Genomic DNA, 13,286 nt, shown 5'->3' with positions numbered 1-13,286 from the left:
TCATGCCCGAGGTCGTGCGCGCCGCGCTGGTCCAGGCGACCTGGACCGGCGATACCGAGTCAATGATCCGGAAGCATGAGGAGCACGCGCGCGCCGCGGCCGCGCAGGGCGCGCGGGTCATCGGCTTCCAGGAGGTCTTCAACGCCCCGTACTTCTGCCAGGTGCAGGACCCCGGGCACTACAGGTGGGCCGAGCCGGTGCCGGACGGGCCCACCGTGCGGCGGATGCGGGAGCTCGCGCGGGAGACCGGCATGGTGGTCGTGGTGCCGGTCTTCGAGGTCGACGGCTCGGGCTTCTACTACAACACCGCGGCGGTCATCGACGCGGACGGCACGGTGCTCGGCAGCTACCGCAAGCACCACATCCCCCAACTCAAGGGTTTCTGGGAGAAGTTCTACTTCCGCCCCGGCAACCTCGGCTGGCCGGTCTTCGACACGGCGGTCGGACGTGTGGGCGTGTACATCTGCTACGACCGGCACTTCCCCGAGGGGTGGCGGGAACTCGGGCTCGCCGGGGCCCAGTTGGTCTACAACCCCTCGGCCACCTCGCGCGGCCTCTCCTCGTACCTGTGGCAGCTCGAACAGCCGGCGGCCGCTGTCGCGAACGAGTACTTCATCGCCGCGATCAACAGGGTCGGCACCGAGGAGTACGGCGACAACGACTTCTACGGCACCAGCTACTTCGTGGACCCGCGCGGCCAGTTCGTCGGCGACGTGGCCAGCGACAAGGAGGAGGAACTCGTCGTGCGCGACCTCGACTTCGGGCTGATCGACGAGGTGCGGCAGCAGTGGGCCTTCTACCGCGACCGCCGCCCCGACGCGTACGAGGGGCTGGTGCGGCCGTGACGCACGCACCGCACGGGGCGCCCGGCGAGCTCTACGACCGGCACCGCGCCGTCATGCCCGACTGGATGGCGCTCAACTACCAGCGGCCCATCGAGATCACCCACGGCGAGGGCCGGCATGTGTGGGACGGCGAGGGCAACCGCTACCTCGACTTCTTCGGCGGCATCCTCACCACCATGACCGCGCACGCGCTGCCCGAGGTCACCAAGGCGGTCAGCGAGCAGGCCGGGCGCATCCTGCACACCTCCACGCTCTATCTCAACCGGCCCATGGTGGACCTGGCCGAGCGCATCGCGGCGCTCTCCGGCATCCCCGACGCGCGGGTCTTCTTCACCACATCGGGCACCGAGGCCAACGACACCGCGCTGCTGCTCGCCACCAATTACCGCAGCTCCAACCAGGTGCTGGCGATGCGCAACAGCTACCACGGGCGCTCCTTCTCCGCGGTCGGCATCACCGGCAACCGCTCCTGGTCGGCGACCAGCCTCTCGCCGCTCCAGACCCTCTACGTCCACGGCTCGGTGCGCACCCGCGGGCCCTTCGCGCACCTCGGCGACGCGGAGTTCACCGCGGCCTGCGTGGAGGACCTGGAGGACGTGCTCGGGCAGACCCGGGGCAACGTCGCCGCGCTGATCGCCGAACCGGTGCAGGGCGTGGGCGGGTTCACCTCGCCGCCCGACGGGCTGTTCGGCGCCTTCCGCGAGGTGCTCCAGCGCGAGGGCATCCTGTGGATCAGCGACGAGGTGCAGACGGGGTGGGGCAGGACCGGGGATCACTTCTGGGGCTGGCAGGCGCACGACAGGGCAGGGCCGCCGGACATCGTCACCTTCGCCAAGGGCATCGGCAACGGCATGTCGGTCGGCGGCGTGGTGGCCCGCGCCGAGGTCATGAACTGCCTCGGCGCCAACTCCCTCTCCACCTTCGGCGGCAGCCCCGTCACCATGGCCGCGGCCAACGCCAACCTCAACCACGTGCTGGAACACGACCTGCAGGGCAACGCGCGCCGCGTCGGCGGCCTGCTGCTGGAGCGGCTGCGCGCCGCGGCAGCCCCGCTCGGCGTCGTACGAGAGGTGCGCGGGCGCGGCCTGATGATCGGGGTCGAGCTGGTGCTGCCCGGCGGCGACACCCCGTCGCCCGAGGCCGCCTCGTACGTGCTGGAGGCGGCGCGCGAGGGCGGGCTGCTGGTCGGCAAGGGCGGCGGGCACGCCACCGGCAGCGTGCTGCGCATCGCCCCGCCGCTGACCCTCACGGTCGCCGAGGCCGAGGAGGGCGCGGGAATCCTGGAGGGCGCGCTGCGCGCGGCCGACGCGAGGCTCGGAGGGAGCAGGTCATGACCGGCGACAGGACGGTGGTGCGCGGCGGGCTCGTGATCACCGCAGCGGACGAGGTGCACGCGGACGTCCTGATCGAGGACGGCAGGGTCGCGGCGCTCGCCGCGCACGGCAGCGACGCGGCACAAGCGTGGGGCGACGCGCGGGAGTTGGACGCGACGGACAGGTACGTCCTGCCGGGCGGCGTGGACGGGCACACGCACATGGACTTCCCGTTCGGCGGGACCTTCTCCTCCGACGACTTCGCCACCGGCACCCGCGCCGCTGCCTGGGGAGGCACCACGACGATCGTGGACTTCGCCGTGCAGACCAAGGGGCATCCGCTGCGCGAGGGCCTGGACATGTGGCACGCCAAGGCGGACCAGCAGTGCGCCGTGGACTACGCGTTCCACATGATCCTCTCGGATGTGAACGAGGGGACGCTCAAGGAGATGGACCTGCTGGTGGAGGAGGGGGTCACCTCCTTCAAGCAGTTCATGGCGTACCCCGGCGTCTTCTACAGCGACGACGGGCAGATCCTGCGCGCGATGCAGCGCTCGGCCGCCAACGGCGGGCTGATCATGATGCACGCGGAGAACGGCATCGCCATCGACGTCCTGGTCGAACAGGCCCTGGCCCGCGGCGAGACCGACCCGCGGCACCACGGCGAGGTCCGCAAGGTGCTGCTGGAGGCCGAGGCCACGCACCGCGCGATCCAGCTCGCGCGGGTGGCGGGCGCGCCGCTGTACGTGGTGCACGTGTCGGCCGAGGAGGCGGTCGCGGAGCTGTCCGCGGCGCGCCGCATGGGCCTCCCGGTCTTCGGTGAGACCTGCCCGCAGTACCTCTTCCTCTCCACCGACAACCTCGCCGAGCCGGACTTCGGCGGAGCGAAGTACGTGTGCAGCACGCCGCTCAGGCCGCGCGAGCACCAGGCGGCGCTGTGGCGGGGGCTGCGCACGGACGACCTCCAGGTGGTCTCCACCGACCACTGCCCGTTCTGCTTCTCGGGCCAGAAGGAGCTGGGCCGCGGTGACTTCTCCAAGATCCCCAACGGGATGCCGGGCGTGGAGCACCGCATGGACCTCCTCCACCAGGGCGTCGTGGAGGGACATCTGACCCGTCGCCGCTGGATCGAGCTGGCCTGCGCGACGCCGGCGCGGATGTTCGGGATGTATCCGAAGAAGGGCACGCTCGCGCCCGGTTCGGACGCCGACCTGGTGCTCTACGACCCGCACGCCGAGCAGACCCTGTCGGCGGAGACGCACCACATGAACGTCGACTACTCGGCGTACGAGGGCAAGCGGATCACCGGACGGGTGGAGACCGTCCTGTCACGCGGCGAGACGGTCATCGACCGCCGCGAGTTCACCGGGCGCGCGGGCCACGGCCGCTATGTGCCGCGCGGCATCTGCCAACTGCTGGGCTGACCAGGCGAAATGGGGTTCCGTCGATGACCATGGACTTCGGCCTCGTACTCCAGCCGGACCCGCCCTCCTCGCGCACCGTCGAGCTGATGCGGCGGGCCGAGGCGCGGGGCTTCCGGTACGGCTGGACCTTCGACTCCGCCGTGCTGTGGCAGGAGCCGTTCACGCTGTACGCGCGCATCCTGGAGCACACACGGGAGCTCACGGTCGGCCCGATGGTGACCAACCCCGCGACGCGCGCGCCCGAGGTGACCGCCTCCACCTTCGCCACGCTCAACGAGATGTACGGCAACCGCACGGTGTGCGGCATCGGCCGCGGTGACTCGGCCATGCGCTTCGCGGGGCGCAGGCCCACGACCCTCGCGCGGCTGAGCGCGGCCATGCGCACCATCCGCGACCTGGCCGAGGGGCGCGAGACGGACCTCGAAGGGCACCGGCTGCGCATCCCGTGGGTGGAGGGCGGGCGGCTGCCGGTGTGGATGGCCGCGTACGGGCCGAAGGCGCTGGCCATGGCGGGACGTGAGGCGGACGGCTTCATCCTCCAGCTCGCCGACCCGTATCTGACCGGCTGGATGGTGCGCGCCGTGCGCGAGGCGGCGGCGGAGGCGGGCCGCGACCCCTCCGGGGTCACCATCTGCGTGGCCGCTCCCGCGTATGTCGGGGACGACCTCGCGCACGCGCGGGAGCAGTGCCGCTGGTTCGGCGGCATGGTCGGCAACCACGTCGCCGACCTGGTGGCCCGCTACGGGGAGACCTCGGACGCCGTCCCCGGCGCGCTGACCTCGTACATCAAGTCCCGCCAGGGCTACGACTACGCGCACCACGGCCGCGCCGGGAACCCCGACACGGCCTTCGTGCCGGACGAGATCGTGGACCGCTTCTGCCTGCTGGGCCCGCCCGAGGCGCACGTGGAACGGCTGCGGGAGCTGCGCGAGTTGGGCGTCGACCAGTTCGCGGTGTACGCGATGCACGACGCGATCGAGCGGACGGTGGACGCGTACGGGGAGGAGGTCATGCCCGCGCTGGCCGACGGGAGTTGAGTGCGGCGCGGGCTAGAGGATCACGTGCGGCAGGAAGCGCGCGTACTCGTCGGTGACCAGCGCCTCGGACTCCCGGATGCCCAGACCCGCCGCCTCGCCGTCCACCACCCAGGCACCGAGCACCGTGCGGTTGCCGTCGAAGTCGGGGAGCGGGCACAGGGCCTGGTAGCAGCAGGGCTCGTCCCGCACCCCGGGCTCCGAGCCCGCCTCGTGCAGGGTGACGCCCTCGCCCTCGCGGCCCAGCAGGGGCTTCGCGGCCCAGCCGGTGCCGGCGGCGAGTTCGCGCGGGCCGTCCAGATACGCGGGCAGCAGGTTGGGGTGCTCCGGGTAGAGCTCCCAGAGGATCGCCATGAGCGCCTTGTTGGAGAGCAGCATCTTCCACGCGGGCTCGATCCACAGGGTGCTGCCGGTGCCTCCGCCGTTGTCCAGGGTGTCCAGCACATGGCCGCCGAAGGTGTCGGTCGCCAGCCACTCCCAGGGGTACAGCTTGAAGCAGGCGCGGATGAACTTGAGGCGCTGGTCCACGAAGCGGCCGGACAGCCGGTCCCAGCCGATCTCCTCGACCGGGATGGCCACGGTTTCGAGTCCGGCCTGTTCGGCGGTCTCCTGGAGGTAGGCCACCGTCATGAGGTCCTCGCCGAGCTCGTCGCTCGCCGAGTGCGCGAAGTGCAGGGGAGCGCCGGGAGGGAGCAGCGGGGCGTGCTTCTTCCACGCGTCCACCAGCCGCTCGTGGAGCGAGTTCCACTGGTCGGCGCCGGGGAAGCGGTCCTCCATCCAGAACCACTGCGGCGACGCCGCCTCCACCAGTGAGGTCGGCGTGTCCGCGTTGTACTCCAGCAGCTTCGCCGGGCCGCCCCGGCCGTCGTACCGCAGGTCGAAGCGCCCGTACAGGCTGGGCAGTTCGGCGCGGCGGCGCCAGGACTCCGCGACGCGCGCGGCGATCGCCGGGTCGGTGATGCCGAGGTCGGCGAAGCGGCCGTGCTCCACGATGTGCGCGGCCGCCGCCAGGCACATCCCGTGCAGCTCCTCGACGACGTCCTCCAGCGCCTCGACCTCGGGCAGCGTGAACGCGTAGTACGCGCTCTCGTCCCAGTAGGGGCGCAGCGAGCCGTCGGGGAAGCGGGTCAGCGGGTAGATGCAGCCCTGCTCCTCGACGGTTTCCTGCCAGTCGGGGCGCGGTTCGATGCGGTGCCGTTCCATGCGCGGGGCCCGTTCCTCGTGCGTTCCGCCGCCGTCAGCCGCCGAAGCTTCCGCCGGAGGAGGACGAGTCATCGTCGTCGCAGCCGAACCCGCCGCGCTCCACGGCCAGATCGTGGCTGAAGGTCCCGCCCTCGGCGCGGCGCCCCTCCACCTCGCCGCCGTAGTACCAGCGCGGTTCGGTGCCGGCGGCGCGCGCGGTGCGGGGCTTGGACGCGGGGGACCGGTCGGTCACCGCGTGGGTCTGCGTCACGTGGGTCTGCGTCGCGTTGGCCTGCATCGCGTCGGTCTTGTGCGTGCTGGACCTCTGCGTGGTGGCGCCGGACTGCGCGCCGCCGGGTGCGCACTCGCTCGCGCTGAGCGTCTTGTAGCCGCGGACGGCGTCGTAGCTGTCGCGGTCCACGCAGCGCTTGTCCGGCTCCGAGGCGCACCCGGACAGCGCGGCGGCGAGCGCGCCCATGCTGCCGAGGATCACCGTGCTGGAGCGCAGGGCGCGCGGGCGCGAGCGCGGTGCCTTGCGCGCCGAGGACTCCCGCGCCCGCGTGGACGCCGCCTCCGTGGACGGCGCCTGTGCGGACGGTGCCTGCGTGGACGGTGCGGACTGGGCGTGCGGTGCCATGACCCGTACAACTCCCCCGTGCTGACGATGCGTTGACCGCGCGCCAGCCTAGTGTCAGGTACGCGGCGTACGCGAGGCGTCCTCCGTCACATTCCGGGATTCCGTGCTGGTCAGGGCCTCGGGACTGCCCCCGTCCGCCCCCTTCTCCGCGGGTTCCTCCGCGCCCTTCCGAGTGGCGTCCTCCGTGCCGTTCTCCGCCCCGCCGTCCGTTCCGTCCTGCCGCATGGCGCGCGTCTCGCTCTTGAGGATCCGTACGGACCTGCCGAGCGACCGCGCGGCGTCCGGCAGCTTCTTGGAGCCGAACAGGATGACGCAGACGAGCACCACGATCAGCAGGTGCCAGGGCTCCAGGCCGTTGCGCAGCATCGTGGCCGTTTCCTTCCGCCGCTTTAAGACTTGCTACATTGCGCAACTATACAAGCCGGGGTGCGCGGCATCCCCTGCGGGCTCCGTCCCGCCGGGGCGCGCGTTTTTCCGCCCCGGCGCTGGCACGTCGTACGAGCGAGACGGTCGAGGTCGGACATGGCGGGAAGTCACAGGGCGGCGGCCCAAGGGCGGCGGCGCGGAAACGGGCGCGGGCGGCCGAGGCGGGCCAGAGCCCTCGCGGCGGGCCTGTCCTTCCTGGTGCTGCTCACTGCGGGCGCGGGGTGGGTGTATCTGCGCCTGGACGGCGACATCAGCACCTTCGGCACCGACGGGCTCAGCAAGGACCGGCCGGGCCAGGGAGCGGGCGGTCAGAACGTGCTGGTCATCGGCTCCGACTCGCGCTCGGGCAAGAACAGCGACTTCGGCGGGGGGAAGGGGGACGTGGGCCGCTCGGACACCGCGTTCCTGCTCCACATATACGACGACCAGAAGCACGCGGTCGCCGTGTCCTTCCCGCGCGACGCGCTGGTGGACATACCCGCCTGCAAGGAGCCGAAGGGCGGCTGGACGCAGCCGCAGAGCAACGTGATGTTCAACAGCGCCTTCACGGTGGGGCAGACCGCCGAGGGCAACCCGGCCTGCACGCAGAACACCGTGGAGCACCTCACGGGGCTGCGGGTGGATCACACCGTGGTCGTGGACTTCTCCGGGTTCGCCGGGGTGACCAGCGCGATCGGCGGGGTGCCGGTGTGCGTGCCGAACGACATCTACGAGGGCGACCTCAACCCCAACAAGGGCGCCAAGGGGCAGCGCGTCTTCCGCGAGGGCAAGCAGACCGTCGAGGGGCGCAAGGCGCTGGACTACGTGCGCCTGCGGCACGGCATCGGGGACGGCTCCGACATCGGCCGCATCAAGCGCCAGCAGGCGTTCGTGGCGAGCCTGATGAAGAAGGTCAAGGACCAGGGCTTCTCGCCGGGCACGCTGTTCCCGCTGGCCGAGGCGGCGGTGAAGTCCATGACCGTGGACGAGGAGCTGGGCTCGGCGCGGAAGATGGTTGCCTTTGCGATGCAGATGAAGGACATCGACCTGCACAACACGAAGTTCGTGACCCTGCCCTCGCACTACGCGGGCGCCCGGATCGGCGTCGACAAGCCCGCCGCCGACAAGCTGTGGGCCGACCTCAAGAACGACCGCCCGCTCACGTCGGGCGGGGGCGGCGGCGGGGGCAAGGGCTCCTCCGGCGCCTCCAAGAAGGCCGTGTCGGGGGAGGGCACGCAGGTGCGGGTGTCCAACGGGACCGCCGTCTCCGGACTCGCGGCGCGCGCCGCGGGGGAGCTCAAGGAGCACGGCTTCACGGTCACGGGGACGGGCAACGGTACGCAGGTGCCGACCACAGCCGTCTCGTACGGGCCCGGCGAGAAGGAGGGCGCGCAGAAGGCGGCCCGCCTGTTCCCCGGAGCAAAGGTCACCGAGGGGCAGACCCCCGGGGTCACGGTCACCCTCGGCGACGACTACGCGAGCCGCGACGCGCCCCCGGCCTCGGGCAAGAACAGGTCGGCCGACGACGACGTGTGCGCGGATCTGTCGTACGGGTGAGGGGAGTCGGGGCCCGGGTCTCCGTCCTGGGCCCCGACTCCGTCGCCGGCCGCGTACGGCTACGGCCGGTCGTACGCGGGCCGGCCGGCCCCCGCCGTCGTGTCCAGGAAGATCCAGTGGTCGGGCGGCAGGCCGGCGGGGGCCGTCGGCGGCACAGGGCGGATCTCCTCGCGCCAGTCCTCGCCCACGGCCTCCGCGGCGATGCCCCGCCAGAACCGCGCGGCCCCCGCGTTGGCCTCCTGGAAGGCGATGCCCCAGGCGCCGGGCCGGGAGCGCAGCAGCTCCAGGGCGGCCCGGCGGCCCACGCCGCGCCTGCGCAGCGCCCGTACGACGAAGAACGCCCCGATCGAGGTCGGCCCCTCGGACATCCGCCGGGTGAGCACGAACCCGCCCGGCGCCGCGCCCACCCCGATCAGCAGGGCCTCGCGCCCCGGCTCCTCGAAGAACCGCGACAGCCCCCGGAACCCGAACCTCCCGTCGGCCTCCGGGAGATGCCCGAGGAACTCCGACATGTCATGCCGGTAGAGCTGCGCCAACTGCTCGATGACGGGGCGGAGTTCGGCGTCGGCGGGCCGGAGGGTGACCGGTTCGGGATCGTCATGGGTCGGAGTCATCCGCGGATTCTCACACCGGTGACCCGTATCGGTGCTCGGCGCGCCGCCAAATTCCTGTGCGGCCCTCGCCCGGCCATGCTGGGATCTTCCACCATGAACGCACCGAACACCCCGCACACCGCCGGGCCCGACCTGCTCGCCAGGATGGAGAGGAACCTGGCCGAGCACGCCTGCCACCTGCACCGCGGCACGCCGGGCGCCACCGTCACGGAGACCGACGACCTGCTGGTCGCGGACAGCGGTCTCGACGACGACACGTTCAACATCGTCGCCCTGGCCCGCTTCACCCCGGACACGGCCCCCGTACGCATCACCGGGACCGCACGGGAAGTGGCCGCGACCGGCCGCCGGTTCTCCTGGTGGGTGGGTCCAGCCTCGGCGCCGTCCGACCTGAGCGACCGGCTCGCTGCCGCCGGGCTGCCCGCCGCCGAGCGGGAGACGGCCATGTGGGCCGAGCTGGACGGCGCCCTGCCCCGGCCCGCCGTGGAGGGTCTGGACATCCAGCCCGTGACCACGCTGGAACAGCTCGCCGACTACGCCGGAGTCCTCGCCGCGAACTGGAGCCCGCCGGCCGACACCGTCCGCCGCTTCTTCGTACGGTCCATCGCGCGGGCACTGGCCCCGGACTGCCCGGCCCGCTATCTGGTCGGCTACGCCGCGGGCCGCCCGGTGTGCTCGGGCGAGGTCTTCCTGCACGCGGGGGTCGCCGGCATCTACAACATCTGCACCCTGGCCGCCCACCGCCGGCGCGGCTACGGCGGCGCCGTCACCCTCGCCGCGCTGCACACGGCCCGGGACCTGGACCACCGCACCGCGGTGCTGCAGGCCTCGGCGGAGGGCGAACCGGTCTACCGGCGGCTGGGCTTCCGCCCCTGCGGCGAATTCACCGAGCACGCCGTCACGCCCTGAGCCCTCCTCCCGTGCTCCCTCTCGTTCCACACCCCGGCGCACCGCGCCAGCGCATAGCCGTAGACCGCCAGGACCAGGGCCAGCAGGGCGTAGTAGGCGGGCGGCAGCGGGCTCAGGCCCAAGGGGGAGGCCAGGGGCGTGAGGGGGAGGAGGAGGCCGGAGACGGCCAGGCCGGCGACCGCGAGGCGCACCGGCAGCGGCGTGCCCGGGGCTCCCCGGCCCGAGCGGAGCAGGAGCATGACCATGGCCTGGGTGAGCAGGTTCTCGGTGAACCAGCCGGAGTGGAAGGACACTTCGCCGCCCGGCGCGAGCGACCCGGGCACGGTGAGCGCCAGCACGCCGAAGGTCGCCAGGTCGGCCGCGGCGTTCAGCAGGCCGAAGCGCGTGATGAAGCGCAGCAGCGCGCGCGGGTGCAGCACGGCGGGCGCGCGCAGCGACCCCGGCGCCGGGCGGTCGAAGGCGAAGGCGAGCTGGGCCGCGTCGAAGCAGAGGTTCTGCACCAGCACCTGCGCCGGATACATGGGCAGGAAGGGCAGCAGCAGCCCGGCAGCGAGCATCGCGATGACGTTGCCGAGGTTGGAGGAGAGCACCGTGCGCAGATACGTCGCGACGTTGCCGCTCGCCGTGCGGCCCGCGGCGACCGCGCTGCCGATGGAGGTGAGGTTCTTCGCGGCGAGCACCACGTCGGCCGCCTCGCGGGTCGCCGGCGCCGCGTCCCTGGGGCACAGGCCGACGTCGGCCGCGCGCACCGCGGGCAGGTCGTTGACGCCGTCGCCGAGGAAGCCGGTGGTGCGCCCGCTGCCGCGCAGCGCGGTGACGACGCGGGCCTTGTGCTCGGGCGTGCAGCGCGCGAAGAGGGTGGTGCGGGCCGCCGCCTCGGAGAGTTCGGCGTCGCCGAGCCGGTCGATGTCGGCGCCGGTCAGCGCGGGGTGGTCCGCGGACCCCTTGCAGCCGGGCTCGCCTCCGTACAGCCCCAGTTCGCGGCAGACGCGGGCCGCCGTGCCGGGGTGGTCGCCGGTGAGGACCTTGACCTCGACGCCCTGCTCGGCGAGCGAGGCCAGGGCCTCGGCCGCGGTGGGCGTCAGCGCGTCGCGCAGCCCCACGAACCCGAGGAAGTCCAGGCCGTTTTCGTCGGCCGGCGTGTAGGGCCGCAGCCGCGCGGGCCGTTCCGCCACGGCCACGGCGAGCAGCCGCAGCCCCTGCGCACCGGCCTTCTCCGCGGCCAGCGCGTGCAGCCGCTCCCGCTCGGCGCCTTCCAGCTCGGCATAGCGGTGGCCGCCGTCGGCGTCCGGGAGCCGTACGCGCGCGCACCGCTCCAGCACGTCCTCCGGCGCGCCCTTGACGATGAGCGTGTGCCGCCCGGTGTGCCCTGGCCGCCGCACGACGGCGCAGGAACTGCGGCGTACGGGGTCGAAGGGAACGGCGGCCACCGGCTCGCACTCCCACAGCGCGTCCGGGGCCTCGGCGCCCGCGCGCGGGCTCCCGGCGAAGGTCTCGGTGTCCAGCAGCCCGCCCGGCTCGGCCGCCTCCAGCAGGGCCTCGTCGAGCGCGTCGGGCGCGGGCAGTTCGGCGAGGTGCAGGGTCCACATGCTGTTCATCGCGGCCCAGTGCGCGACGTCCGGCGCGGCGTTGCCCCGCGCGTCCAGCGCGCAGTCCAGCACCGGCCTGCCCTGGCTGAGGGTGCCGGTCTTGTCGGTGCACAGCACGTCGGCCGCGCCCAGGTCGTGCAGCGCGGGCAGCCGCTTCACGATCGCGGTGCCGCTGCGCGCGAGTACGGCCGAGCCGCGGGCCAGCGCCGTGGTGACGACGACCGGCAGCATCTCGGGGGTCAGTCCCACCGCGACGGCCACGGTGAACGGCACGGTCGCCAGCCCGCGACCGCGCAGCGCCGCGTCCGCGAGCAGCGCGGCCGGAGGGGCCAGCAGCATGAGCCGGATGAGCAGCCACGCGACGCCGTTCACCGAGCGGTCGAAGGCGCCGTTGTGGCGCGGTTCCCGGCCGCGCCAGGTGCCGGAGAACCGGGTGGCCGCGCCCGTCGCCAGCACCACGGCCGTGCCGTGCCCGGAGGCCACGCTGCTGCCCTGGAAGCAGAGCTCGGGGTGATCGAAGTCGACGGGGTCGTCGTCCGGGGCCTGGGTTGTCAGGTGGGCGGGGTGCGCCGGACCCGCCGGGGCCGCTGGACCTTCTCGACCCGCTGGACCTGCCGCACTCGCCGGACCCGCGGGATCCGCCGGGTACTTGGGTACGGGTGCCGACTCGCCGGTGAGGGCCTCCTGCGCCACCCGCAGGCCGGTGGCGCGCAGCAACAGGACGTCGGCGGGCACTGGTTCGCCGGGGCCGAGGCGGATGACGTCGCCGGGTACGAGCTGTTCGACGGGGAGTTCGCGGGGTGCGGGCGCGGCGTCCTCGTACGCGCGCCGCTGCACCGTCGCCGTGGTGGCGACCAGCTCGCCGAGCGCGGCGACGGAGCGGTCGGCGCGGTACTCGCCCGCGGCGCGCAGCCCGCAGGCCACCGCGACCAGCACGGCGATCACACAGGCCGTCGCCCAGGAGGCGATGGAGGCCGAGACGAGCCCGAGGAGCAGCAGCATCGCGGTGAACGGATCGCGCAGGCCGCGGGCCAGGCGGCGCGGCCAGCGGGCGGTGCGCTGGGCGGGCAGCACGTTCTCGCCGTACCGCGCGAGCCGTCGCTCCGCCTCGGCCTCCAGCAGCCCGCGCGGCCCGGTCTCCAGCCGGCGCAGCACCTCCAGAGGTGTGCCGGGGCGGCGTCCAGGACCCGCCAGGGTGCGCTGCGCCGCGTGCGGGAACCCGCCGGGACCGGTGTCCGCCTCGTGCTCCCGCGCCGGCGCCCCGTGCTCAGACCCCCACGGCATGTGCGTCAGGCCCCCAGGCCACATGTGCGTCAGGCCCCCAGGTCATGGGCCCTCCCCGGCGGTGCGGGGCGCCCGGCCTTGCGCTCGACCAGCCACTGCACGACGGGCACCACGTCGGGGTCGTCCACCAGATACACCACCCGGCGCCCCTCGCGGCGCGAGCGCACCAGGCCCGCGAGCTTGAGCTTCGCCAGGTGCTGGCTGACCGCGGGCAGCGCGCCGCCGACCCGCTCGGCGAGGTGGCTCACATCGCTCTCGCCCTGCGCCAGCGCCCACACGATGTGCAGCCGCGCGGGCGAGGCCAGCAGCCCGAACGCCGCGGCGGTCTCCGCGAGAACCTCAGCAGGCGGGTCCTCGAACTCGCCGACGCCTCTCGCCGCCACCGTCACTCTCCCGTCCCGGCCGTCCCCGCGGAACCGCGCTCCTCGTGGCCCCGCGGCCCTGTTGCCGCACCGATTCTAGGCGGGGGCGCACGGCGGGCGTACGGGAGTGG

12 protein-coding genes are annotated in these 13,286 nt (G+C 73.3%); 6 read left to right on the top strand and 6 right to left on the bottom strand.

The window, feature by feature from the left end; all coding sequences use genetic code 11:
* Window positions 1-2: 2 nt before the first annotated feature.
* The 4 genes from ABEE00_RS14660 to ABEE00_RS14645 are packed head-to-tail and all read left to right on the top strand — an operon-like array spanning window position 3 to window position 4,619.
* The gene (locus ABEE00_RS14660) at window positions 3-845 is read left to right on the top strand and encodes a nitrilase-related carbon-nitrogen hydrolase (protein WP_345745890.1); all 843 of its coding nucleotides are present in this window, start codon (window positions 3-5) and stop codon (window positions 843-845) included.
* A 53-nt stretch (window positions 846-898) separates the two neighbouring features.
* Window positions 899-2,179, top strand: coding sequence for an aspartate aminotransferase family protein (locus tag ABEE00_RS14655; protein WP_345746185.1), 1,281 nt, complete (start codon window positions 899-901; stop codon window positions 2,177-2,179).
* Window positions 2,176-3,582 (top strand): dihydropyrimidinase, encoded by a 1,407-nt coding sequence (gene hydA, locus ABEE00_RS14650; protein WP_345745889.1) that lies wholly within the window; start codon window positions 2,176-2,178, stop codon window positions 3,580-3,582. The genes ABEE00_RS14655 and hydA overlap by 4 nt, the downstream gene beginning before the upstream one ends.
* A 29-nt stretch (window positions 3,583-3,611) precedes the next feature.
* Entirely contained in the window at window positions 3,612-4,619 is a 1,008-nt protein-coding gene (locus ABEE00_RS14645) for a TIGR03842 family LLM class F420-dependent oxidoreductase (RefSeq protein ID WP_345746184.1), read from the top strand.
* 12 nt (window positions 4,620-4,631) lie between these two features.
* Here the strand turns inward: ABEE00_RS14645 and ABEE00_RS14640 are convergent, their stop codons facing one another.
* The 3 genes from ABEE00_RS14640 to tatA are packed head-to-tail and all read right to left on the bottom strand — an operon-like array spanning window position 4,632 to window position 6,801.
* Window positions 4,632-5,819 (bottom strand): glutathionylspermidine synthase family protein, encoded by a 1,188-nt coding sequence (locus ABEE00_RS14640; RefSeq protein ID WP_345745888.1) that lies wholly within the window; start codon window positions 5,817-5,819, stop codon window positions 4,632-4,634.
* A 34-nt stretch (window positions 5,820-5,853) separates the two neighbouring features.
* On the bottom strand, window positions 5,854-6,435 hold the full coding sequence (locus ABEE00_RS14635) for a hypothetical protein (RefSeq protein ID WP_345745887.1): 582 nt from the start codon (window positions 6,433-6,435) through the stop codon (window positions 5,854-5,856).
* Window positions 6,436-6,489: 54 nt separating this feature from the next.
* Window positions 6,490-6,801 (bottom strand): Sec-independent protein translocase subunit TatA, encoded by a 312-nt coding sequence (gene tatA, locus ABEE00_RS14630; protein ID WP_345745886.1) that lies wholly within the window; start codon window positions 6,799-6,801, stop codon window positions 6,490-6,492.
* Window positions 6,802-6,957: 156 nt separating this feature from the next.
* Here tatA and ABEE00_RS14625 point away from each other — a divergent pair, with 156 nt between their 5' ends.
* Window positions 6,958-8,397, top strand: a complete 1,440-nt coding sequence (locus tag ABEE00_RS14625; RefSeq protein WP_345745885.1) for an LCP family protein — start codon at window positions 6,958-6,960, stop codon at window positions 8,395-8,397.
* A gap of 59 nt (window positions 8,398-8,456) precedes the next feature.
* On the opposite strand, the gene ABEE00_RS14620 is transcribed toward ABEE00_RS14625, so the two are convergent.
* The gene (locus ABEE00_RS14620; protein WP_345745884.1) at window positions 8,457-9,011 is read right to left on the bottom strand and encodes a GNAT family N-acetyltransferase; all 555 of its coding nucleotides are present in this window, start codon (window positions 9,009-9,011) and stop codon (window positions 8,457-8,459) included.
* A 144-nt stretch (window positions 9,012-9,155) separates the two neighbouring features.
* Here ABEE00_RS14620 and ABEE00_RS14615 point away from each other — a divergent pair, with 144 nt between their 5' ends.
* Window positions 9,156-9,920 carry a GNAT family N-acetyltransferase gene (locus tag ABEE00_RS14615; RefSeq protein ID WP_345746183.1) on the top strand — a complete coding sequence of 255 codons (765 nt, stop codon included), beginning with the start codon at window positions 9,156-9,158 and terminating at the stop codon, window positions 9,918-9,920.
* Here ABEE00_RS14615 and ABEE00_RS14610 read toward each other — a convergent pair.
* Both ABEE00_RS14610 and ABEE00_RS14605 read right to left on the bottom strand, forming a co-directional pair.
* The gene (locus tag ABEE00_RS14610; RefSeq protein ID WP_345745883.1) at window positions 9,860-12,793 is read right to left on the bottom strand and encodes a cation-translocating P-type ATPase; all 2,934 of its coding nucleotides are present in this window, start codon (window positions 12,791-12,793) and stop codon (window positions 9,860-9,862) included. The genes ABEE00_RS14615 and ABEE00_RS14610 overlap by 61 nt on opposite strands.
* A gap of 29 nt (window positions 12,794-12,822) precedes the next feature.
* The gene (locus ABEE00_RS14605; protein ID WP_345745882.1) at window positions 12,823-13,176 is read right to left on the bottom strand and encodes an ArsR/SmtB family transcription factor; all 354 of its coding nucleotides are present in this window, start codon (window positions 13,174-13,176) and stop codon (window positions 12,823-12,825) included.
* Window positions 13,177-13,286: the final 110 nt, after the last annotated feature.

This window comes from Streptomyces odontomachicola (assembly GCF_039605595.1).
Lineage (GTDB): Bacteria > Actinomycetota > Actinomycetes > Streptomycetales > Streptomycetaceae > Streptomyces.
The sequence above is the reverse complement of the archived record's forward strand: the minus strand, read 5'-3'. Positions and strand labels throughout refer to the sequence as shown.